General features: G+C 35.9%; 18 protein-coding genes. 9 read left to right on the forward strand and 9 right to left on the reverse strand.

Annotation, left to right across the window (positions count from 1 at the left end):
• Positions 1 to 303: 303 nt before the first annotated feature.
• Complete coding sequence (locus ACT5E3_RS07235; protein ID WP_444997631.1) at positions 304 to 1,275, reverse strand: DMT family transporter; 972 nt, start codon at positions 1,273 to 1,275, stop codon at positions 304 to 306.
• Positions 1,276 to 1,427: 152 nt separating this feature from the next.
• Between ACT5E3_RS07235 and ACT5E3_RS07240 the strand changes: the two genes are divergently transcribed.
• The 3 genes from ACT5E3_RS07240 (at position 1,428) to ACT5E3_RS07250 (ending at position 4,556) form a co-directional block, all read left to right on the forward strand.
• Positions 1,428 to 2,873, forward strand: coding sequence for an aminotransferase-like domain-containing protein (locus ACT5E3_RS07240; RefSeq protein ID WP_444997632.1), 1,446 nt, complete (start codon positions 1,428 to 1,430; stop codon positions 2,871 to 2,873).
• 53 nt (positions 2,874 to 2,926) lie between these two features.
• Positions 2,927 to 3,343 (forward strand): GFA family protein, encoded by a 417-nt coding sequence (locus ACT5E3_RS07245; RefSeq protein ID WP_444997633.1) that lies wholly within the window; start codon positions 2,927 to 2,929, stop codon positions 3,341 to 3,343.
• A 196-nt stretch (positions 3,344 to 3,539) separates the two neighbouring features.
• A complete protein-coding gene (locus tag ACT5E3_RS07250) occupies positions 3,540 to 4,556 on the forward strand; it encodes a DsbA family protein (protein ID WP_444997634.1) in 1,017 nt (338 codons plus the stop codon).
• Between the two features lie 11 nt (positions 4,557 to 4,567).
• Here the strand turns inward: ACT5E3_RS07250 and ACT5E3_RS07255 are convergent, their stop codons facing one another.
• The 6 genes from ACT5E3_RS07255 to ACT5E3_RS07280 form a co-directional block, all read right to left on the reverse strand.
• The gene (locus ACT5E3_RS07255; protein ID WP_444997635.1) at positions 4,568 to 5,899 is read right to left on the reverse strand and encodes a sensor histidine kinase; all 1,332 of its coding nucleotides are present in this window, start codon (positions 5,897 to 5,899) and stop codon (positions 4,568 to 4,570) included.
• A 43-nt stretch (positions 5,900 to 5,942) separates the two neighbouring features.
• On the reverse strand, positions 5,943 to 7,289 hold the full coding sequence (locus ACT5E3_RS07260; protein WP_444997636.1) for a sigma-54-dependent transcriptional regulator: 1,347 nt from the start codon (positions 7,287 to 7,289) through the stop codon (positions 5,943 to 5,945).
• Positions 7,290 to 7,445: 156 nt separating this feature from the next.
• A complete protein-coding gene (locus tag ACT5E3_RS07265) occupies positions 7,446 to 8,651 on the reverse strand; it encodes an ABC transporter permease (RefSeq protein WP_444997637.1) in 1,206 nt (401 codons plus the stop codon).
• Between the two features lie 11 nt (positions 8,652 to 8,662).
• Positions 8,663 to 9,979 carry an ABC transporter permease gene (locus ACT5E3_RS07270; RefSeq protein WP_444997638.1) on the reverse strand — a complete coding sequence of 439 codons (1,317 nt, stop codon included), beginning with the start codon at positions 9,977 to 9,979 and terminating at the stop codon, positions 8,663 to 8,665.
• Positions 9,980 to 9,988: 9 nt separating this feature from the next.
• Positions 9,989 to 10,690: an ABC transporter ATP-binding protein gene (locus ACT5E3_RS07275; protein WP_444997639.1), complete on the reverse strand. Its 702-nt coding sequence runs from the start codon at positions 10,688 to 10,690 to the stop codon at positions 9,989 to 9,991.
• A gap of 72 nt (positions 10,691 to 10,762) precedes the next feature.
• Positions 10,763 to 12,031: an efflux RND transporter periplasmic adaptor subunit gene (locus tag ACT5E3_RS07280; RefSeq protein ID WP_444997640.1), complete on the reverse strand. Its 1,269-nt coding sequence runs from the start codon at positions 12,029 to 12,031 to the stop codon at positions 10,763 to 10,765.
• 284 nt (positions 12,032 to 12,315) lie between these two features.
• On the opposite strand from ACT5E3_RS07280, the gene ACT5E3_RS07285 reads away from it, so the two are divergent.
• A complete protein-coding gene (locus tag ACT5E3_RS07285) occupies positions 12,316 to 12,540 on the forward strand; it encodes a hypothetical protein (protein WP_444997641.1) in 225 nt (74 codons plus the stop codon).
• A gap of 20 nt (positions 12,541 to 12,560) precedes the next feature.
• Here ACT5E3_RS07285 and ACT5E3_RS07290 read toward each other — a convergent pair whose 3' ends face one another.
• Positions 12,561 to 13,742: an aminotransferase class V-fold PLP-dependent enzyme gene (locus ACT5E3_RS07290; protein WP_444997642.1), complete on the reverse strand. Its 1,182-nt coding sequence runs from the start codon at positions 13,740 to 13,742 to the stop codon at positions 12,561 to 12,563.
• 689 nt (positions 13,743 to 14,431) lie between these two features.
• Between ACT5E3_RS07290 and secA the strand changes: the two genes are divergently transcribed.
• Together secA and mutT are read left to right on the forward strand one after the other, a co-directional pair.
• The gene (gene secA, locus ACT5E3_RS07295; RefSeq protein WP_444997643.1) at positions 14,432 to 17,140 is read left to right on the forward strand and encodes a preprotein translocase subunit SecA; all 2,709 of its coding nucleotides are present in this window, start codon (positions 14,432 to 14,434) and stop codon (positions 17,138 to 17,140) included.
• A 109-nt stretch (positions 17,141 to 17,249) separates the two neighbouring features.
• Positions 17,250 to 17,642, forward strand: coding sequence for an 8-oxo-dGTP diphosphatase MutT (mutT, locus tag ACT5E3_RS07300; RefSeq protein WP_444997644.1), 393 nt, complete (start codon positions 17,250 to 17,252; stop codon positions 17,640 to 17,642).
• Positions 17,643 to 17,978: 336 nt separating this feature from the next.
• Here mutT and ACT5E3_RS07305 read toward each other — a convergent pair whose 3' ends face one another.
• The gene (locus tag ACT5E3_RS07305) at positions 17,979 to 18,428 is read right to left on the reverse strand and encodes a hypothetical protein (protein ID WP_444997645.1); all 450 of its coding nucleotides are present in this window, start codon (positions 18,426 to 18,428) and stop codon (positions 17,979 to 17,981) included.
• Between the two features lie 105 nt (positions 18,429 to 18,533).
• On the opposite strand from ACT5E3_RS07305, the gene prfB reads away from it, so the two are divergent.
• The 3 genes from prfB (at position 18,534) to ACT5E3_RS07320 (ending at position 22,243) form a co-directional block, all read left to right on the forward strand.
• Positions 18,534 to 19,632 (forward strand): peptide chain release factor 2 gene (gene prfB, locus ACT5E3_RS07310; protein ID WP_444997646.1). Its coding sequence is split into 2 segments (ribosomal slippage): positions 18,534 to 18,608 and positions 18,610 to 19,632, totalling 1,098 coding nucleotides; the frame shifts between segments, so codons are not numbered across the junction.
• Between the two features lie 61 nt (positions 19,633 to 19,693).
• Positions 19,694 to 21,253, forward strand: coding sequence for a lysine--tRNA ligase (gene lysS, locus ACT5E3_RS07315; RefSeq protein ID WP_444997647.1), 1,560 nt, complete (start codon positions 19,694 to 19,696; stop codon positions 21,251 to 21,253).
• A 165-nt stretch (positions 21,254 to 21,418) separates the two neighbouring features.
• Positions 21,419 to 22,243, forward strand: a complete 825-nt coding sequence (locus ACT5E3_RS07320) for a substrate-binding periplasmic protein (RefSeq protein ID WP_444997648.1) — start codon at positions 21,419 to 21,421, stop codon at positions 22,241 to 22,243.
• Positions 22,244 to 22,261 lie beyond the last annotated feature (18 nt).

Consider the following 22,261-nt stretch of genomic DNA (forward strand, 5'->3'; position numbering starts at 1 on the left):
TCAATAATATATTAATAGAAATACTTGCTTTAAATACTGACTAAAATAAAAAACAAGCAAAAGTTATAATAGCAATGATGTACTCAATACTAATTAAACTTTCATTAAATATTGCAAAAAGAGATTGGTTGCTCTTGTTAAAATCGCTTCAAATAATGATTAACTTGTTAATATATTATATTGGTTCGCAATCAAGCATGTTGGCTGATGAGAGTTATTGATTCTAGTATTTAAAAATCAAAAAGGTCCAACCTAAAAAAGATTCTTACATTAGGTTGGACGAAAGGGCACTTTACGTGCTGACTAACTCGGTGACTTCACTTTAGCTACTGAAACTTTAATATCCGAGGCTGGAAAACTTTCGATTTTTCTTTGTAAAAATTGAGCCGTATACTTTTTTAGCTTCTCGCGAGGAGTAAGTACTAATAAGTTTCCACTAGCGACTAATATAAAGCCGGAAATTGTATAGACTGTCCACTCAAAGTTTTCAAACAAACTACTTAATATCACTGCAACAACAGGGAATAAAACAATACTATAACTCGCTTTTTCTGGTCCAATATTTTTTAGTAAAACAAAATAACTATAAAATGCTATTACGGTTCCAAATATTGTTAAGTAAGCTAAAGATAAAATGTAGCTAGTTTTCATACTAAATGTAAACTCAATATTGTTATATAAAGCTATAACTAATAAAAATAGTGAGCCATACAACATTCCCCAGCCACTTGACTGTAAAACAGGCAAGTCATGACTCGAGTTTCTGACACTAATCATATTTCCCAGAGAAGCAAATATAATTCCACTCAACACAAAAATAATGCCTGTTATAGTAGAACTAGCTGCGTTGAAATTCTTCACTTCTGGCCAAAATAAAGTCATGATTCCAACAATACCTATCATTGAACCTATGTAAGTTTTTATTGTTATTTTTTTACCGAAAAATATTCGAGTGTTTACTATGTTGACTAATAGCAACATTGAAAAGCCAATTGAAGTCATTGCTGATGATAAATAAGTTTGTGCTTTATATAACATGACATAATTTAAACTAAAGTTTAACAAACCTAATAGAGCAATATACAAATGTTGCTTAAAGCTAAACTTAAGTGATAACCCAAGTAATTTGCTAAAAAGCAGTATAAAAATAGCGGCTAATGCGAAACGATAAATCAGTGAAATTTCAACCGCTACTTCTCCAAGTTGATATTCTATTGCAATCCAGGTTGAGCCCCATATTAAAACCGTAATGGTATATAAAAACATATTTTTCATAAATGAGTACCTTAATAAGAGTTATTTGTAGCATAACGGTACAAATAGTGTGGTAAATATACGCTTAATGTGTATACTTAACATACACAGAAAAAATAAAATAAGACCTATACAGATGTGAGATTCAGTATTTGCCAAAAAGAGCTTTAGTTATGCCAAGTATGATTCAAAAAAATGGTCAACAGTTTTTGTATCAGCAAGTGATTGAGTTGATTGATACTATGCAAGAAACAGGGAGTTTAAGACCAGGTGATAAGTTGCCTTCATTAAGGAAGCTGAGTTATCAATTGAGTGTGAGTATTCCTACCGTTAAACAAGCCTATGTTGAATTAGAACGACTAGGTAAGGTTGATGCTAGGCCAAAGTCAGGTTACTTTTTACGCTCGGCTAGTATTGATATTTCGACACCTAAAAAGGCTCGCTTCACACCGAAACCTGTTCCTGTCAGGTGCCAGACTTTAATTGAAAAAGCTTACGATACCGTCCATTCTCCTAATATATTGCCGTTAGGAGTTTCCCACCCTGTAATGGCTAGTCCGCCAGACAAAAACCTCGCTAGAATTATGCGTAGGGTACTGGCAACGGCAGGTCCTAAAATAATGGCCTATGGTCCTATGGATGGGCATTTACCGCTGAAACGCCAAGTGGTTCAGCGATACTTAGAAAGAGGGGTTGCTGCTAGACATGAAGATTTAATTATTACTAACGGAGCGCAGGAAGCTCTTGCTATTGCTGTTCAATGTGTGGCAAAAGCTGGTGATATTATTGCGGTAGAATCTCCAACGTATTTTGGTATTTTAGAGTTAATCGAAAATTTAGGGATGATGGCTTTGGAGATCCCGACTTGCAGTGAAGGGATATGTCTTGATGAACTAGTAGAGTCTCTGAATGAGCATGAAGTCAAAGCGTGCATTTTTTCATCTTTGATTAACAACCCAACGGGGTATGGAATGGCTGATGAAAAAAGGCGCGAATTAGTCAACCTTATTGAGTCGAGAGATATTCCGTTAATAGAGGATGATGTATATAGTGAGTTGCATTTCTGTGAGCATGATGTGTTGCCTTTGCAAGCTTATTCAACGAAAGGTTTAGTGATTACTTGTAGCTCTTTTTCAAAGACTGCTGCGCCGAGTTATCGAATTGGTTGGATTTTATCAAACTTTATTGAGCAAAAAGCAAAGGGCTATAAACGGGCTATATCTTGTTCTTCATCATTATTAAACCAATGGGTTATTAATGAATATGTTCGCAGTGGTGATTATGATCGTAACATCAGGCGGTTGCGTCAAGTATTAAAAACTAATAAAGAACGTATGCGGGCAACCATCGCCCGATATTTTCCAGAAAATACCCGCGTCACAGATCCTAAGGGAGGAGGGGTTGTTTGGGTTGAATTACCGGTTGGCTGTGAAGCAATTGAATTATTTCATTTAGCTGTACAGGCGGGGATTAGTATTACTCCTGGGCCACTGTTTTCTGCATCGGGTAAATATAAGCGTTGTACAAGAATTAGTTATGGTGTTCCTTGGAGCAAAGAAGTTGAAGATGCAATTAAAAGGCTTGGAGATTTAACTTATCAACTGTTGAGGCAGCATTGAGTAAACACTGAAAAATCACAATTAAAGTGAGTTTGTTAAATAAGGAAAATAATATGAATAAGGTTGCCCAATGTATATGTGGCGCTGTTAAGCTTGAAGTGAGTAGTCGAAGCAATGAGATAGGTGCTTGTCACTGTACTACTTGTCGGCGTTGGTCTGGAGGTCCGCTATTAGCTGTTGATTGTCAGGATAATGTTACTATTAATGCTGAAGATAAAGTGACTATATTTAATTCATCTGACTGGGCTGAGCGAGGCTTTTGTAACCAATGTGGAACTCATTTGTTTTATCGCATCAAGCAAAATAACCAATATATTGTACCTGTTGGTTTATTTGATGATGCTGAATCTTTTAGTTTTGGCCATCAGGTTTTTATTGATGAAAAGCCGGACTACTATGACTTTGCTAATTCAACTAAAAATATGACCGGAGAAGACGTTTTTGCTATGTATGCTCAACCTGATAGTTAATCGTTTGCGGTAATGTGAATATTTACCCATACAATATTTTATTAAGGGAGGCTAATAATTTCGAATAAAATATTCGCTAAAAGCGTGCTTCTTCTACAAAATATTAAACAGCTCCATATCATCTGTAACATTTGATTGAATATTCTAACCAATATTAGTTAGTATGTTGGAACTATTTGAATTGTGGGAGATATGAGTGTTTATTAGGCAAAAAACTTTACTCATTGGTTTGTTAACGAGTTTACTGTGTTTTACTGCTAGTTTTGATGTGCAAGGAAACTCTTCTGTTGCTGCGTCTATTAATGGTGACGTTATTACATATAAAGAGATAGATAAAGCCAACAAAATTGCAATTTATGAAGCTGAAAAGAAGCTTTATGAACTTCGCATGGGGAAACTTAAAGAGATTTTAATTCCTAAATTGATTCAGCTCGATCCATTGAGTAAAAACATGGACGAAAATGAATATATTACCCAACATATAGTCAAAGCGGCTGATATTTCAGAAGAACAAGTTCTTGAATTTGCTAAAAAGCAGAAAATTCCAGACGATAAAATTAATGAGGAGTTAAAGCAACGAATTCGTCAATATTTAAATGGACAAAAAATAACTCAGCGATTAAATATCTGGTTCAATGAACAAATTAAGAAACATAAAGTAACCATTAATTTAGCAGAGCCAGATGAACCTATGTTTGATGTTGAAGTAGGCAATGCTCCTTATTTAGGTAAAAAGAATGCTCCGATTACAATAATAGAGTATTCTGACTTTGAATGCCCTTATTGCGCTAGAGCTCATGATACAGTTAAAGCTTTATTGAAAAAGTACGATGATAAAATTCTATTCGCTTATAAACATTTTCCCTTAGATTTTCATCCTAATGCGCAAAAAGCTGCCGAAGCGAGTTTGTGCGCGAATGAACAGAGTTCAGAATTTTTTTGGAAATTACATGATGAAATGTTAGCTGATTATAGAAACCTTTCACTTGGCGTTATAAAAGATAAGGCTAAAGCGATTGGTTTAGACACAGAAAAATTTTCTCAGTGTTTAGCTAATGATCAATATGCATCGCAAGTTAAAGCTGATTTAGATGAGGGGAAATCTCTAGGAGTTAGTGCAACACCTGCATTTTTCATTAATGGCGTGCTAATTAATGGTGCGCAGCCTTTAGAAGTTTTTGAAGAGAAAATCGAGAAAATATTAGCAAAATAATTTTGTTATTTTTAAATAGTGCTTTTATTTGTCAGTGTGTTTGGAATTAGTAAAATAACACTGAGGCCACCATTTTTTCTATTGCTGATAATTATTTTTCCTCCGTGTGCTTCAATAATTTCTTTGCATAAAGGTAAGCCTAAGCCCGTGCCTTGAGACTTGGTTGAGTAAAAAGGAAGTAGGGCGTTTTTTAGGTTTTTTTCTGACATTCCTTTTCCTCGATCGGTTATTTTTATTTCTGTCAGATTATCTTTAAATTCGATTGTTAGTTTTATTGCATGTTTATTTGAACCAGATTCATGCGCATTTTTTATTAAATTGATAATGACTTGTTGTAGTTGACTAGGGTCACAATCAACCGTTTTTTGTTTATCTTGGCACTCTATAGTAAAGTCTTTGATTTTTTTTAAGTTTTCTAGAAATGGATAGGCTTCAATGGGTTTTATTATCGGTTGAGGAAGCCTGGAGAATTTGGCATACCCTTCAATAAAACTTTGTAAATATTTAGCTCTTTCTTCAATGGTAATAAAAATATGATTGATTTTGTTTAATTCGGGCTGATTTGATAGAAGTTGGCCAGAATAGGCGAGAGAAGATATTGGTGCTAAGGAGTTATTTAACTCATGGCTAATTAAACGGATGACTTTTTTCCAAGTGTTAACTTCTTGTCGACTAATTTCTTTGGTTAGCTTCTTAAATAAGTAAAGTTGATGTTTTTTGCTGTTAAGGAGGAAGTTATTTTGTGTTAAATGATAAGTTTCATATGAATCTTCTTCGATGACATTAAATAGTCCACTTAAACCGGAGTCAACAGCTTGAGAAAAAGGTTTTGCTTGTGCTTGCAATAGCGATTTAAAGTTTAAACCATTGATTGCTTTACCTGAATGAAATAACTGACGAGCAGCATTGTTACTATAAATAATCGCGTTTGAATCATCTACTAAAACTAAACACAATGGCGTTGTTTGAATGACTGTATCTAATAGTAATTCGCGCTGATAAAGGTAGACTCGTTCATCTCTGAGAGTTTCACTAACCTTATTGTAAACGTCGACTAAATCGCCTAGTTCATCGTTGCGTGTTTTGGCTAACGAAATACTAAAGTCATGATCTAAAAAGTTATGGAAGCCATCATGTAGGGCAGTTAATATTTTGTTAATAGGATGCATATAGTAGTTAAGTATAATAATACATGCTGGTAGTGTGATTGTTATTGTGAGTAATGCAGACAGCCAGATTTGATTGATGACTATTTGAATAACACAAAATATTGAAACAATTGCAATAATCAAAATAAAAAGAAGGATACTCAATTGAGCTTCTAAGCTTAATTTTTTGTTCAAAGGTTGCTCCGATGTTTATCTGTTTTTTCTAAAACGATATATTTTATGAGTCTTTTTTGTCAATACCATACTTATTCATTCGGCGATAGAGAGATTGTCTACTAAGACCTAGTTGTTTGGCTGTTTGTGATATATTGTTCCGATTTGCTTGTAAAATCTGGGTAAGGGTTTCTTTATCGGGTTCTATGACAGTTGGTATTTTTTTATCTTTTTTTATTTCAGGTAATCCTAAGTTAAATACTTCGATTTTTTTATTTTGAGCAAGCAAGCTTGCTCGTTGGACTACATTTTCTAGCTCTCTTACGTTACCAGGCCAATGGTAACTGAGTAATGTGTTCTCTGCATCTTTAGAAAGAGTGAGGTCTTCTGGCATAAAATGTAAAGTTAAAGGAAGAATATCATCTACTCTTTGAGATAAGGGAGGCGCTTTTATTTCTATTACGTTTAACCGATAGTAAAGATCTTCGCGAAAATTACCATTTTCTATTTCTTTGAGTAAGTTTGCATTGGTTGCACTTATAATTCTAACGTCAACTTTTAAGGTTTCAGAGCTACCTAGTCTTTCAAATTCGCCGGTTTGTATCACTCTTAATAGTTTTACCTGACCAGATAATGGCAAGTTGCCTATTTCATCAAGAAATAATGTGCCACCATCAGCCATTTCAAAACGGCCAATTCTTCTTTTTTTTGCGCCGGTAAAAGCACCTGCTTCTGCGCCAAATAATTCAGCTTCTAGTAGTTCTATAGGTAATGCGCCTACATTAACTTTAACAAAAGGCTTATCTTGTACACCTGAGTTCGCTTGTATAACTTCTGCAATTTTTTCTTTTCCACTACCATTGGGACCAGTAATTAAAACAGGTATATTAGCATGAGCAATCTGGGTAGCCATGGTGAGACTTTGTAGCATTGCTTCGCTACAAAAAATTGTGCCACACAGGTTAAATTGAGCCGATAGCGTCGAAGTTTGTTGTGATTTTTCACTTAATAGTGTATTTGTTTGTTGGCGTAATTGACTTAATTCCATTAAATTTTTAATAGTAGCAATGAGTTTATTATCATCCCACGGCTTTGTCAGGTAGTCTGCCGCTCCTGCTTTAACTAATTCAACTGCCATTTCAATGTTTCCCCATGCCGTTAATAGTATTACTGGTATATCTGGGTAGGTTGCATTAATGGTGTTAAATAATGTTCGACCTTCTTCTCCTGAAGTAGTATCTTCTGAAAAATTCATATCTTGAATCACCAGGCTAATATCATTGGTTTGTAAAAGCCTGAGACCTTCTTGAGGCGAATCTGCATGTAACATACTGATGTCGTAAATTGAAAAAAGAACGTCAAGCGCAGTGGCTATTCCTTGGTTATCATCAATAACTAATATTTGGCTCATTGAGTTAGACTCATTTTATTAAATTTTATTAGGATGGCTTCAACCATTAAAGCATGCTTTAACCTGATTAATAAGGTTATTTTAATTGAGAAATACAGCTAATTCCATGTTGGGATTAACTGCTAATATCAAATTTTCTTCGTTCAAAAAGTTCACTTATATACTTTGGGTTGCTATTGCTGGTGATAATGATGATGCTTTTCTAGCTGGCACCCAAACCGAGAATATTCCAGTGATTATCATTATGATAATTCCGGTTGGTATATACAGCCAATTAATTGGTGCTAACTGAAAAGTATCAACCAAATAAATATTAATACCAATAGTTAAAGCTGAACCTATGGTAACACCAATTAAGGTCAGTAAAATATTTTCAGTCATAAAATAGCGTAAAATATCAATTTTACAGGCACCTAGAGCACGTCGAGTACCTATCTGTTTTCTTCTTTGATTGATATTAAAACTCACAATGCCGACAATGCCTAGTGCTGTGATAATGATAAGTAAACTAATCACTACCCAAAGAATTTTAGCCATTGCACTATCACCTTGATAACTTTGTGCTTTTAGCTCCTCAAGAGTACGAATATGAGTAATTACTCGATTGGGGTTTCTCTCTAATAATATTTTTTCAACATTGCGTAAAATTTCGCTACGCATTCCTTTTTCTGTTCTTATTAGCACTCGTTTAAACTGGCTTAACTCGACAACCGGCATGATGACATTATCGTGAAATCGAGAGTCATGTACCCATGAACCCGACATGGTTTTAATAATACCAACCACTTTGCTGCTTTTTCCCCAAAAATAAATCGTTTTTCCTAATGGATCTTCACCAGGATATAGCTTATCAGCTAAATGTTTATTAATAATGATTGCATTCACTTTCGGTAGTTTACTTGTGAATTCGATTTCACTTTCGGTAAAATTACGCCCTGATAATAATTCTAATCCCATAGTATTTATCAGATGGTGATCACCTCTAAAAAGACCAGCCCCATGATTGATTAAATTATCTGCATTTTCTTGAGAGGATGAGAACAGTGATGAGTCGCCACTACCACTAAGTGGAACTTGGTTGATCATTAATGCATCTCTTATGCCGGGAGTGTTGCGTAACAATTGAATATCTTGCCGGTAGTTTTGTTCAAAAGTTGATTTATCTTCATAACTATTGATATTTAAAGCGATCAGGTTTTTTTCATCTAACCCACTTTCTCTATCCATCATTGCTATTCGTTGTTGAATAATACTGATTGAATTAACAACAACAGCAAAAGTGATTGCAATTTGCAGCACTATGAGTAGCGTACTGCTTTTGTGTCTTAACAATGCACTGAGTATTGGTCTTATTTCAAGCATAGTGATATCGCCTATTGTGTTTTAAGATAAAGAGAAGGGTTGGTTTGGCAAATTTTCCATGCTGGATAAATGCCTGCGATTAGACTTGAGCCTAATGAAAGTAAGATTGCAACGACAATTAGTGTTGTATCCATGTAAACCAATTGATGGTATTCAGGGTAGAGTTCTTTGACGCTCAATAAACCCAATTGACCTAGCAATAAGCCCAAAAGGCCACCAGTTAAACCAATTAAACTTACATCGACTAAATGCTGTATAAAAACTTCTTTGCGACTGGCACCAAGTGCTCGTCTTACTCCAACTTCAGGGGCGCGTCGTAAAAATTTTGCTAATAAAAGTCCTATTGTATTGAGCATGCAAACAGTTAAAAACATAAATGAAACGCTAACTAGTATTGAGCTATCGTCGCTTACCACATAATTATAGGTTAACCATTGTTTTACATTTTTTAATGAAGCTGCAGCTCTTTCATTTTCAAAGCGACCTACTTTTTTTTGCTCTTCTATATAACCCGTTAACCACTCTTTATATTGGTTGACTTGTTCCTGGGTGTTTAATTCAACCCAGTATTGGTTCCACTGTGTTTCAGAGCGAAGTTTATCTTGATAGCTATTAATATCTTCATCTTTCCATCCATTATTGTTGCCCCAGCTAGGATATTCATGTATTGGCAATAGAGAAAATGGGACAAAAATAAATTCAGATTGGTTAAAGCTACCATTATTTAAATCGTAAAATCGAGGGGTCGGTTGCCAATTGTCAATGACACCAACTATTGTATAGTTAATAGTGTTTAAATTGATTTCTCTCCCAATACTATTTTCCCCTTTAAATAACTTGTTATTCAGCTCTTTACCTATCACAATGACATTTTTAGGAGAGCTATCAACTGATTTATCCCATGTATTTCCATAAATGAAAGGAATGTTAAACATAGCAAAAAAATCACTGTCTATGGCCCGTGCAGACTCCATAAAAGGAGTGAACTCAGCATTGTTAGGAATAATTGAAAAACCGGTTGAAAGACTACGAGTTTTACGTGATGGAATATTAGATTGATGAATATTCATAACATCTTGATAGGTTAACTGAAGAGGAAACAAATCTGAGGAATGCTGGTTTGAATGTCCTTTACCATAGCTAAAAAGTTGTACATGATAAAGTTGTTCACTCTTACTTGGAATGGGATCTTTACCCATGAGGTAATTAACGGTCAATACCGTCATGCTTACCCCAATGCCCAAACTAATAGCCAAAACCATTAAAGTGGTTAACATAGGTGTTCGCTTTATACTTAACCATGAAAGTTTTATATAATATTGAAGCATTCTATTCTCCTAAACTTCAGCTGTTTCAAGCACTGGTTGCAGGGTTTGAAAGTCACTCACCTGACCATCGACAATATGAATGTTTCTTTGTGCTCTGCGTGCTAGTTCAGAATCATGAGTAACCATAATAATGGTTGTTCCTTGTTGGTTGATCTCTTCTAATAACTGCATTACTTGTCTAGCCATTAATGAATCTAAGTTACCAGTTGGTTCATCTGCTAATAAAAAGCGAGGGCTGCCTGCTAGTGCTCTAGCTATAGCAACCCGTTGTTGTTGGCCGCCTGAGAGTTGTGATGGTAAATGTTTTTGTCTAGCTGAAAGTCCCACTTTTTCTAGAGCATTTTCTATTCGTTGTTTGCGCTCCTTAGCACTAAAGCCTCTATAGCGAAGAGGTACATCCACATTATCAAACAAATTGAGATCAGGTATAAGGTTGAAACCTTGAAATATAAAACCAATTTTTTCATTTCTTAGTCGAGAACGTTGATTATCGTTAAGTTGACTAACATCTTTGTCATCTAAATAATAAGTACCACTGTTAAATGTTTCTAACATGCCTGTGATATTTAAAAATGTGGTTTTACCTGAACCAGATGGTCCTGTGACTGCAACAAACTCACCTTCTTTGACTTGTAAACTAAAATCTCTTAAAGCATGTGTTTCTACCAGGTCGGTACGAAATATTTTTTTGATATTATTCATTTTTAACATATTGCTCTTCCTCTTTGGGGAAATATAAAATTATTCACTTTCATCGTAATAGTTTTGACTCTGCTACAGCTCTTAATTTAAAATTAATGTCTCTGCTTTATTAACAAAGTCGGTATTCGATATAATGACTTTTTCACCAGGTTTTAATCCAGAAATAACTTCTACTTTATCAATACTGTAGCTACCTAAATTAATATTTTTTAAAGTGGCAATGTTGTCGTTTATAACAAAGACTTTACGTCCGCCGTAATGTTGAATAAATGAACCTCGTGGTAAATAAAGAATATTGCTTTTTTGTTCTAATATTACTTTGCTTGAAACACGTTGGTTTTGTTTTATGCCGGGAGGAGGTTTTGTGGTAAATGCTATTCTACCTTTTACAATATTATCCGTTACTTCTGGTGAAATCGTTGCAACAGTGGCGTCATATTGGTGCCCATTATAGGTAACTTGTGCAAGCATACCAATGCCCAGTTCATCAGCATAATTTTCTGGAATTTCTATTTCAACTTGAAAAGCTGATAAATCAACAATGGTTAATAAAGCCTGATTTAAGGCAACGGCCGATTTTTGTTCTACAGACCATGAGCCAACAATTCCTGAAACTGGAGCGATTATTTTCAGCTCTTTAACTAATCGTTGGGTGTTTTCTACCATCAAGTGATACTGATTATATTCAAATTCAGCGGTTTTGATTTCGAATAGAAGGTTTTCTTTTTCTAATTCAAACTGTTCCTGAGCAAAGTTATATTTAAGTTGTGAACGTCTTAAATCGTCAATAGATTTTTCATAGTCTAATTGGCTGATTGCTTGAATTTTGATTGATTGTTCTGCTCGTTTTTTCTCTCGTTTAGCAGCATCTAATACAACTTTTTCAAGCTGAATTTGTTGGTGTTTTTTTATTCTGTTTTGTTTTGCTTGAATTTTTTTTCTTTGTAATTCTATTTCTAAACTTTTAAGCTTTGACTGTTCTTGTTGTAAACGGTTAGTTAATTCAGGGCTATTAATTGTAGCAACTAAGTCTCCCTTTTCAACTTTTTCTCCAGGGTTTATATGTAACGTTATTGTTCCCATTGCGGGAGCATATAGCTTGGGACTATTAGCCGCGACAATATTTCCTTGTAAAGCAATATCTCTAATAAAATCACCATTTGTCACCTCTGCTGTACGGATACGGTTTCTATCAATAGAAATATCAGCAGATGACCAATTTGATAAGGTTGGGATTGAATAAATCATTAAAATAATTAACCCTGCAAGTATTAGTATTATTTTTAACCAGTAAGAACTGGCTTTATTTTTTTTCAGTATCACATCTTGTGAAGATGTATCTTGAATCATTCAAATAACTCCTCGAATTTTAAACTGATTACAAGAGAGCAGGTTTTGTGCCAGTTGATAATGATTATTTAACTTATTGAAAAAAAACAAATAATTTTTTACTTAGAGTTGGTTTTAACATCATTGAGCTAACTGGACACTGTACGCCGTTTACTGGCGGACACTAAACGGACAATGGACAATGCTTGAGAGATTGCTCACAAAGATTGGGGAAATGTCCCCTGCCAATATTTTAAGATCGTGACTATTATTACCAAAAAATAAATAACCCAATGGAACATGCTGTGAGTCGTCAATACTACCGTAAGACTGATCCTATTAATGTCACTTATACAAAAACATCACGAATTTTTACCAGTGATCTTGGTGTCTTTTATAAAAGCCGTGGAGGAAAGGTTAATGGGCCATTTGATACCTTGGAAGGTGCTCAAGAAGATTTAGCTGTCTTTATGAAAATTCTTGAAATAGAAGAGGGGATTGATACCGAAAACTTGCAATTGATGTCTTAGTCTTAAATGCTTTTTGTTTATTAGTTTAAATAATCAGGTACTTTGTTTAACCCCTCAATTAATCGATGAATATCAGCTTCATCATTATATAACCCCAAAGATATTCTAACGCAGTGTTTAGCCTTTAGTGCGGCTAAACAAGGCTGAGCACAATGGTGGCCTGCTCGAACTGCTATTCGGCTATTCGCCAATACTGTGGCAATGTCATGGGAGTGAAAGTTGGGGCTAACGATGGAAATTAAATGACTGCTTTCGGGGTGAGATATTATTTTAAAAATATTTTGATCAAGCTGTTGTTTGATTTGGTTAATTAATTGTTTTTCATGAGCATGAATTTTGAGCCATTCTATTGGTTCAAGAAATTTGAGAGCAGCATCAAGTCCAACTAAACCGATCATATTAGCGCTACCTGCTTCAAAACGAGTAATATGGGGACTTAGTTGATAGTCATTATTGGTTACTTTAGAAACAATGCCACCTCCTAGTAAAAGAGGGTGAAGAGTTTCCGGATCTAAAGCGTACAAAGCACCTATGCCGCTGGGTGCGTATATTTTATGCCCTGAAAAAGCGTAATAGTCACAACCTAAATCTGTTATATCGACAGAATGGTGTGCGATACACTGTGCTCCATCAACTAATGTTGGTACATGATATTTCTTTGCGATCTGTATTAACCGTTTTGCTGGAGTGAGGTTACCTAAAATATTACTCGCATGAGAAAAAGCAAATAGTGCACAATTATCTGCTAAATAACTCTCTAATTGCTCTAATACAAGCTCGCCATTTGAATTGATTGGTAGGTAATTTAATCGTGCACCAGTTTGTTCACAAAGTTGTTGCCACGGTAGCAAATTGGCATGGTGTTCTAGCTCTGTGACTAAAATAGAGTGGGCAGAAGTCATTCTATTTCTAAAACTATTGGCCACTAAATTAATGGACTCAGTGGTCCCTTTAGTAAAAATAATTTGTTCGATTTGAGCGTTGATAAAGCGGGCTATTTGTTGTCGACAATTACTTAAAATTTGTTCAGCATTTTCGCTAAATGAGTACATCCCTCTATGAGGGTTGCCATGTCCTTGTTGTAGATAACTTGTGATGCTATCGATCACAACTGAAGGTAATTGACAGCTTGAAGCAGAATCAAGGTAGGTTGTATTAGAGTCGGCAAGTGCAGGAAAGAGTTGCTTCCACTGGTTGTTCATTATTTGCCCAATTCGATTACTGATTCTTTTTATCTTAATATAGGTTGATAACAAAACCAAATTAGAAGATTTCTAATTAACTTGAGGATTTTAATGGTAAGAGTTGAGTTGATACTTTTTCTAATTGTTCTATTTCTAGCTCTTTTATTTTATTAGTTAAGCTATGTTTTGTAATGAAGTTAAGTCCAAAATTAAGTTAAAGCAGTTGTTATTGAGTGCATTGGTTGAGTAAATACTCAATTCTGTTTAAAAGCGCTAGCTGGCGATTTTTCCCTACTTTAATAACGTTTAGATAATAAAATGCCGGAGGCTTTTATTCTAAAAGTACATTATTCAGACCTGATAATGGTAATTTATTGGTATTTTCTTGGGTAAATATTGCCATTACTGCCGAAAGTTTATTTGGTTTGCTTGTAAGTGTGTTACGACAAGCCTCTGTTTATCCGCCTATTTATATGTTTAATTTCACAATCTGATTGTTATTTAGCAAATTAACCCCATAAATTGAATTGTATCGTATGTATTAGCGGTAGTGTTTATCGGCCTATAAGTGTACAATTCTGCGGTTAAAATAAGGCTCTTAGTCTGCTGAGTTATATCCAGCCAAATATCGTTAGCTGGTCTTTTTAGTTAAACATTGAGCTGTTGATAAATAAATTAAATCAATAAAAATTAGGAAGTTAGTGTCCATGTTTGGGAATATCCTAACCAAAATTTTTGGTAGTAGAAATCAACGAGTTGTTAAGCAATTCAGCAAACGCACGGCAGCGATCAATGCGCTTGAAGAAAGCGTTCAAAAATTGACCGATGAAGAACTTGCTCAGTCTACAGATAAGTTTCGAGAGCGTTTAGCCGCTGGAGAGTCTTTAGATAACATGCTTGAAGACGCATTTGCAGTTGTCAGAGAGGCTGGTAAGCGTGTTTTAAAGATGCGCCATTTTGATGTGCAGCTAATTGGTGGCATGGTTTTACATGAAGGTAAAATTGCCGAAATGCGAACAGGGGAAGGTAAAACTCTGGTTGCAACATTATCAGCCTACCTTAATGCACTGACAGGCAAAGGGGTTCATATCATTACCGTTAATGATTATCTCGCCCAGCGTGACTCCGAATGGATGGGGCCTTTGTACAAAGCACTTGGCTTAACGGTTGGGGTAATACTTTCTGGACAAGATACTGAAACTAAACGGGCTGCCTATGCTTGTGATATTACCTTTGGGACAAATAATGAGTTTGGCTTTGATTATCTAAGAGATAATATGGCTTTTTCAACTGAAGATAAAGTGCAACGAGATTTGCACTATGCAATTATTGATGAAGTTGACTCTATATTAATTGATGAGGCGAGAACGCCTCTGATTATTTCTGGTGCCGTTGAGGATAGCTCTGAATTGTACCGTCAGATAGACAAGCTTATTCCTAGCTTGAAACCACAAGAAGATGAAGAAGACCAACAAAGTGGCGATTATTCTATCGATGAAAAAGCTAAACAGGTCTTTCTAAGTGAAGCCGGACAAGAAAATGTTGAAAAGCTATTGACCGAAGCGGGTTTATTAACTGATGAGCAGTCTTTATATAGTGCAAGTTCTATTTCGCTATTACATCATGTTAATGCTGCTTTAAGAGCTCATACGCTGTTTAAAAATGATGTTGATTATATTGTGAAAGACGGCGAAGTAGTTATTGTTGATGAACATACTGGCCGTACGATGCCGGGACGTCGCTGGTCTGACGGTTTACATCAAGCGGTTGAAGCTAAAGAAGGTGTCAACATTCAAAATGAAAATCAGACATTAGCTTCTATTACCTTCCAGAACTTATTCCGTTTATATGACAAGCTATCAGGAATGACTGGAACTGCTGATACCGAAGCATTTGAATTGAATCAGATCTATGGGCTTGAAGTGATTGTTATTCCAACTAATAAGCCTATGATGCGTGAAGATCTCGGCGATTTGATTTTTTTAACCAAACAAGAAAAATATAATGCCATTATTGATGAGATTATTGAGCGTCAAGAAAAAGGACAGCCTATTCTAGTTGGAACAACATCGGTTGAGTCTTCTGAAATTTTATCGCGTGTACTCAAGCAGAAAAAAATAGATCACCAAGTCTTAAATGCTAAATTCCATGCTAAAGAAGCAGAAATTATTTCTCAAGCGGGTAGACCCGGTAAAGTAACCATTGCAACAAATATGGCGGGACGAGGAACCGATATTGTTTTAGGTGGTAGTTTGCAAGCAGACCTAGACAAGCTTAAAAAGCCTGATGATAAACAGATAGAAAAAGCGACTAAAGAGTGGGAAGAAAGACATCAAGCTGTTTTAGACGCTGGCGGGTTAGCTATTATTGGTACAGAGCGCCATGAATCAAGACGAATTGATAACCAGCTTCGTGGTCGAGCAGGACGTCAGGGTGATAGAGGTAGTAGTCGTTTTTACTTATCTTTAGAAGATGATTTAATGCGAATATTTGCGTCTGAAAGAATGGCGACTATGATGCAAAAAATGGGCTGGGAAGAAGGTGAAGCCATTGAGCATAAATGGGTTTCACGAGCGATAGAAAACGCTCAACGTAAAGTTGAAGGCCGTAACTTTGATATTCGTAAAAACTTACTTGAATATGATGATGTGGCCAATGATCAGCGTAAAGTTATTTATGAACAGCGTGCAGAACTCATGTCTACAGAAGATATTTCTGATACGGTTCAAAATCTACGTAAAGATGTACTGGCAAGTGTGTTTGCTCAGTATATACCGCCGCAAAGTATTGATGACATGTGGGATGTGCAAGGGTTGCAAGAGCGTTTGAAAAATGACTTTATGATTGAATTACCTATTCAACAGTGGCTAGATGAAGATGATCAATTACATGAAGAACCGCTACGTGACAAGATTATTGAGGCACTAGCAGCAGAATATCAGGCGAAGGAAGAACAAGTAGGCGAGGTGGTACTCCGCCATTTTGAAAAATCAGTCATGTTGCAAAATCTAGATAGCCATTGGAAGGAACATTTGGCGTCTATGGATCACTTACGTCAAGGCATTGGATTACGTAGCTATGCACAAAAAAATCCAAAACAGGAATATAAACGTGAAGCATTTGAACTATTTGCTGAAATGCTAGAAAACGTTAAGCTTGATGTGATATCTATTTTATCTAAAGTTCAAGTGAAAGGTGCAGATGATGTGGATGCCGTTGAAGAGCAACGCCGAAGAGAAGCAGAAACTCATGCTGTTGAGTACCAGCATGAACAAGGATCGGCAATGCCTAGAGAGGAAGAAACTCAAGGGACACATTCTCCATTTGTTAGAGATGGGGTTAAAGTTGGACGTAATGAGCCTTGTCCTTGTGGTTCTGGCAAAAAATTTAAACAATGTCATGGTAAGCTCAAGTAACTCTTGAAGAGGTTGTTACAGAGCCTTAACCATTTTCTATTGGTGATTAAGACAGACTTTTAAGTCTGTCTTTTTTTATTGTAAAATCAAATAATTAAGAGGGTATTACATGTCAACGATACAAGTTGCGGCCGGGGTTATACTTCGCCAAAATCAGGTATTGATTGCACAGCGCCCACAAGATAAACACAAAGGTGGTTATTGGGAGTTTCCTGGCGGGAAAATTGAAATCAACGAGACTGCGCACTCAGCATTAGCCAGGGAGTTAAAAGAAGAGCTTAATATCGAAATTACAGAAGCTAGAGACTTCACTGAAGTGAGTTTCGAATACCCAGAAAAAAAAGTACAGCTTAACTTTTTTTTGGTGACTGAGTTTAAAGGTGAGCCAATTGGTTTGGAAGGGCAACCTGTCAAATGGGTAAATATACAGGAATTAAACCAGGTTAAATTACCCGAGGCTAATGTGATTGTGGTTGAAAAACTCACTCAATTATTTCTTTAGTGTTGCAATTTTTCTTTAGCTGTAACCAATCGGTATTATTAATTGCCTCTAAGAAGATTTAATCGAATAAAGTGACGGCTTTTAGTGATGGTTTGATTGAACAAGAGGATTTGCAGAAGATAATTTTGTACTTTATGAATATTATTTAAAAACTAAAAAAACTTTCTGAAAATAAGCACCAATTCGTTTCTCAGAGGTTACACGAGCCTTTAGGTTTTTGGATTACTATTGATTCATCTGTTGCCACTCGTATAGAGCATGAATCACTAAAGTGATTAACAGTAGAGCCACAAGCTCACTGTGGTAGTGGCTCTATTGAATTTACAGTTTGTACCACTACTGAGTTTTTCTGCTTTTTTGGTTCGCTTGAATTTGACTTAACTCTGGTGTTAATTGATAGCAGTAATCTTGTGTTCCTTGCCATGATATGTCGGTAACGACACCATTATCGTTATAAGTAATTAGCCGACTACATGCATCATCGCTACCTCCTAATTCAAATAGTGATAAACCAATACCAATCGCTGAATTTCTACCTAAATGCCCTGTACCGATTGAGACTGAAGCATTACCGGGTTCATTGCTCCTATTTAACCACTCGGCATAATATTTACTTGTGGTTTGGGTTTGTTTACTGGGCAGTCCCCAATATTTAATCAAGTCATCAATGTGCATACCTTTCCAGGCATTAAGGCGATCGTTTACTTGCGATATGGGAATACTCGTACAACCAGATAGTAAAATAGACAATGCGCTAAAAAAGGCGATTAAAGCTAATTTATTCATGATCGTTGCTTCTGTTAGTGATAGCGACAAGTTTAGCTGGGCTAAACGCTAGAGTTTTAGTAGAATGACGCCCTTAGATACTAGCAAATATAGATAAGTTTTACGATGATAGAAGTCACATCCATTCGCGAAAGAATTAAAGAGCTACAAGCGCGTAAAAACTCTCTTAGGGGGTATCTTTGACTACGATACCAAAAATGAGCGACTAACTGAAGTTGAAAGAGAACTTGAGCTGCCCGATGTTTGGAACGAACCTGAAAGAGCACAAGCACTTGGTAAAGAAAGAGCAAGTTTAGAAGTTGTTGTTAAAACAATTGAAAAATTAGATGCTGGTTTAGATGATGCCAATGATCTTTTAGAGTTAGCGGTTGAAGAAGATGATAAAGCAACCGTAGATGAATTAATTGGTGATTTAGACGAACTAGATAAAGATTTAGCCAAGCTTGAGTTCCGTCGTATGTTTAACGGCGAAATGGATACCGAAAATGCTTATATTGATATTCAGGCCGGCTCTGGTGGTACTGAAGCTCAAGATTGGGCGGATATGCTCTTAAGAATGTATCTGCGCTGGTGTGAGAGTCGTGGGTTTAAAGCTGAGTTAATTGAAAAGTCCGATGGTGATGTTGCTGGTATTAAAAGCGCCACGATTCAGGTGGAAGGCGATTATGCATTTGGCTGGGTTAGAACTGAAACAGGGGTTCATCGTTTAGTTAGAAAATCACCGTTTGATTCAGGTAACCGCCGTCATACTTCATTTGCCAGTGTTTTCTGTTATCCTGAAATTAAAGATGATATTGAAATTGATGTCAATCCTGCCGATCTTAGAATAGACACTTATCGAGCAAGTGGAGCGGGAGGGCAACATGTTAATAAAACTGATTCAGCCGTGAGAATTACACACTTGCCGACAAATACTGTCGTTCAATGTCAAAATGATCGTTCGCAGCATAAAAACAAAGATCAAGCGATGAAGTTGTTAAAAGCTAAGTTATATGAATTGGAAATACAAAAGCAGAATTCCGAGAAACAGCAAATGGAAGATGCCAAATCAGATATTGGTTGGGGGAGTCAAATTCGATCTTATGTATTAGATCAATCACGTATTAAAGATTTACGGACAGCGTATGAATCAACTAATACTCAAGCGGTGCTTGATGGTGACTTAGATGGCTTCATTGAAGAAAGTTTGAAAGCGGGTCTATAAACTTAAACTCAATCAACTTATTTAAACAATTTAAGATAAACTAATTTAAGACTAATTAATTATGAGCAACCAAGAAACAGATTCTAATTTAGCCGTGAACCCTGAAGACAATAAACTTATTGCAGAGCGTCGTGCAAAGTTAGAAAGTATTAGAACACAGTGTGACTCTAATGGTCACCCTAATCACTTTAAGCCTAAAAATTATGCTGCGGACTTACAAGAGAAATATGCGAGCCAGAGCAAAGAAGAAATAGTTGAACAAAACTTAATTGTAAGCATTGCCGGAAGAGTGATGGCCAAGCGAGGTCCTTTCTTTGTTGTTCAGGATATGTCGGGGCGTATTCAAGCGTATGCGAGTAAAGATGCGCAAAAAGAGATGAAAGAGCGTTGGTCTGGTCTTGATATTGGTGACATCATTGGCGTTAAAGGTCAGCTTAAATTGTCGGGTAAAGGTGATCTCTTTGTGAGTATGGATGAATATCATTTATTAACAAAATCTTTACGTCCACTACCTGAAAAATTTGCTGGACTCAAAGATCAGGAAATTAAATATCGTCAACGTTATATTGATTTAATTACTAACGAAGAAACACGTAAAAACTTTTTAGTGAGAAGTCAGGTTGTGGATGGCATTCGACGTTTTCTAGTTGAAAGAAACTTTATGGAAGTTGAAACGCCAATGTTGCAGGTAATTCCTGGAGGAGCGGTGGCCAGACCTTTCGTCACTCATCATAACGCAATGGATATTGATATGTATTTGCGTATTGCTCCGGAATTATATTTAAAGCGTTTAGTGGTTGGTGGTTTTGATCGAGTTTTTGAAATCAATCGAAACTTCCGTAATGAAGGGTTATCGACTCGACATAATCCTGAGTTTACCATGTTAGAGTTTTATCAAGCTTATGCTGATTATAATGATCTGATGGACTTAACCGAAGACATGCTACGCACATTAGCACAGGATGTTTTAGGAACTAACTTAGTCACTAATACGATTAAGAACTCTGATGGTGAAGTGATTGAAGAGATCGTTTATGATTTTGGTCAAGGGTTTGAGCGTTTATCGATGGTCGATGCAATATTAAAATATAACCCTGATTTTGATGAGAGTGTTTTTAAAAATCCTGAAGAAAATTTTGAAAAAATTCGTGAATATGCCAAAAAGGTGCATGTTAAGGAACCAGAAATTGATGGTGTTTGGGGGCCTGGTAAATATATTTGTGAAATTTTTGAGGAAACTGCAGAAGAAAAGTTAATACAGCCTACTTTTATTACGGAGTATCCGTGGGAAGTTTCTCCATTAGCTCGTCGTAATGATGAAAATCCTTTTATTACCGATCGGTTTGAGTTCTTTGTTGGTGGAAGAGAATTAGCAAATGGTTTCTCGGAATTAAATGATGCTGAAGATCAAGCGGCGCGTTTCCGCAAACAAGTAGAAGAAAAAGATGCTGGTGATGATGAAGCCATGCATTTTGATGATGATTACATTAATGCTCTTGAATATGGGCTGCCTCCTACTGCAGGAGAGGGGATTGGTATCGATCGTTTAGTGATGCTATTTACAGACTCTCCTACCATTAAAGATGTTATTCTATTTCCTCATATGAAGCCTCAAGCTTAGTTATTAACCCTCTTTTCTTAAAAATTAAGGAAAGAGGGGGATATATCAGCGAATTATAGCTGACAATTCCGTTTAGTTTTGGTAGCTTATACTAATGTCAGTTAGATGAATTTTTGGTTGAGATGCTGCGTATATCAAATTTATTATTAACTCAGAGAGATTTTTGTGGTACTCAAAATTTTTAATAAATGGTCTATTGTTCTGCTAATTGGAATAATTTTACTCTTATTGCAGTACACCTCAAGCGATAGCAATCAGGCAAAAGAACAGCTTGTCAACATACCTTCACAACAATGTACTCTAAAACTTGGTTGGACTGACTGGCCTCCTTATCTCGAACCAGGAAAAGAGGGACCCAAAGGTTTTCAAATTGAGTTTGTTCAATGGATTACTAAAGAAATGGGCTGTGATGTTACCTACCATAAGCGAACCTGGGAAGAAAATTTAAAAGCCATTGAAAATGGTGATATTGACTTTTTAGGGCGCGCCTCAAAATTTTCTGAAAGAGAAATGTACGCACATTTTTCAGAACCTTATCGAGACGATATGTTAGCTTTGATGGTGCGTGAAAATAATAAACATAATTATACTGCAGAGAGTTTAATTGAGCTTTTAGATAAAGGATTTATTATTGGGGTATTACGCGGTGGATATTTTGGTGAAGAAGTCGAAGCTATTCGTCAAAATCCAAAATATGCAAAAAACTTTATTCAATACTCGTTAGAAAATGATATTTTAATTGCTTTAGACGAAAAGCTCATAGATGGGATCTTTGAAGCCCCGTTTACAATTGATAGTGCGAAAAGACAAACCGTTTTTAAACATCAGTTTGAAAAACTACCGATAAAGATCTTAATTGGTCAACTTCATTTTATGTTTAGCAAAAAAACAACTTCAGAAGAGATGGTTAAAAACTTTAATCTAGCCATGGCAACTGTTAAAAGGAGTAAAGCATATAAAGAACATTGGTTTTGGACAATGATCTTGTGAATGAGTTGGGTTTTATTA

The sequence above is a fragment of the Aliikangiella litoralis genome, assembly GCF_052495765.1.

Bases quoted from the DNA above. Each gene is read 5' to 3' on its own strand.
- lysS (WP_444997647.1), top strand. From the start codon at position 19,694: ATGAGCAACCAAGAAACAGATTCTAATTTAGCCGTGAACCCTGAAGAC.
- secA (WP_444997643.1), top strand. From the start codon at position 14,432: ATGTTTGGGAATATCCTAACCAAAATTTTTGGTAGTAGAAATCAACGA.
- mutT (WP_444997644.1), top strand. From the start codon at position 17,250: ATGTCAACGATACAAGTTGCGGCCGGGGTTATACTTCGCCAAAATCAG.
- ACT5E3_RS07275 (WP_444997639.1), bottom strand. From the start codon at position 10,690: ATGTTAAAAATGAATAATATCAAAAAAATATTTCGTACCGACCTGGTA.
- ACT5E3_RS07290 (WP_444997642.1), bottom strand. From the start codon at position 13,742: ATGAACAACCAGTGGAAGCAACTCTTTCCTGCACTTGCCGACTCTAAT.
- ACT5E3_RS07265 (WP_444997637.1), bottom strand. From the start codon at position 8,651: ATGCTTGAAATAAGACCAATACTCAGTGCATTGTTAAGACACAAAAGC.
- ACT5E3_RS07245 (WP_444997633.1), top strand. From the start codon at position 2,927: ATGAATAAGGTTGCCCAATGTATATGTGGCGCTGTTAAGCTTGAAGTG.
- ACT5E3_RS07235 (WP_444997631.1), bottom strand. From the start codon at position 1,275: ATGAAAAATATGTTTTTATATACCATTACGGTTTTAATATGGGGCTCA.
- ACT5E3_RS07305 (WP_444997645.1), bottom strand. From the start codon at position 18,428: ATGAATAAATTAGCTTTAATCGCCTTTTTTAGCGCATTGTCTATTTTA.
- ACT5E3_RS07270 (WP_444997638.1), bottom strand. From the start codon at position 9,979: ATGCTTCAATATTATATAAAACTTTCATGGTTAAGTATAAAGCGAACA.
- ACT5E3_RS07240 (WP_444997632.1), top strand. From the start codon at position 1,428: ATGCCAAGTATGATTCAAAAAAATGGTCAACAGTTTTTGTATCAGCAA.
- ACT5E3_RS07280 (WP_444997640.1), bottom strand. From the start codon at position 12,031: ATGATTCAAGATACATCTTCACAAGATGTGATACTGAAAAAAAATAAA.
- ACT5E3_RS07260 (WP_444997636.1), bottom strand. From the start codon at position 7,289: ATGAGCCAAATATTAGTTATTGATGATAACCAAGGAATAGCCACTGCG.